The following is an 891-nucleotide window of genomic DNA, read 5'->3' on the forward strand; positions in this document are numbered from 1 at the left end:
ACCGCGAATCGCTGGCCGAGGTGCTGGTGATCGCGTCGTCGCTGAGCGTGCAGGACGCGCGCGACCGGCCGATGGAGCACCAGCAGGCGGCCGATGCGGCGCACAAGAAGTTCGACGACGACCGTTCCGAATTCCTCGGCACGCTGAAGCTCTGGAAGTGGCTCGAAGACGCGCGTGGCGGCAGCAAGGAGCACAAGCTCTCGCACCGCAAGCAGGAGCAGCTGCTGCGCGACAACTTCGTCTCGCCCCGCCGCGTGCGCGAGTGGCGCGACATCCATTCGCAGCTGCACACCGTGGTGGCCGAGCACGGCTGGCGGCTCAACACGCTGCCGGCCACCTACGACCAGCTGCACCTGGCGATGCTGGCCGGGCTGCTGGGCAACATCGGCCAGAAGAGCGACGAGGACGACTGGTACCTCGGCGCGCGCGGCATCAAGTTCTACAAGCACCCCGGTTCGCACCTCGGCAAGAAGCCGGGGCGCTGGATCGTCGCGGCCGAGCTGGTCGAGACGACGCGGCTGTTCGGCCGCGGCATCGCCAACATCGAGCCGCAGTGGCTGCCGGGCATCGCCGGCCACCTGATCAAGACGCAGCTGCTGGAACCGCACTGGGAGAAGAAGGCGGCCGAGGTGGTCGCGCTGGAGCGGGCGACGCTGTACGGCCTGGTGATCTACAGCAACCGGCGCGTCAATTTCGGGCGCGTCGATGCGGTGGCGGCGCGCGAGATCTTCATCCGCGAGGCGCTGGTGAACGGCGAGTGGGAGACGCGGCTGCCCTTCCTTGCGGCCAACCGCAAGCTGATCGCGCAGGTGGAGGAGCTGGAGCACAAGTCGCGCCGGCAGGACGTGCTGGTCGACGACGAACTGATCCACGCGTTCTACGACCAGCAGC

1 protein-coding gene is annotated in these 891 nt (G+C 68.2%); it reads left to right on the top strand.

Going from position 1 to position 891, the window contains the following annotated elements; translation table 11 throughout:
• Nucleotides 1-891, top strand: an 891-nt coding sequence (locus tag AC1D15_RS34765; RefSeq protein ID WP_477829659.1) for a DUF3418 domain-containing protein, incomplete at both ends; no start/stop codon positions are given.

The sequence above is a fragment of the Rhizobacter sp. P2_H2 genome, from assembly GCF_056403375.1.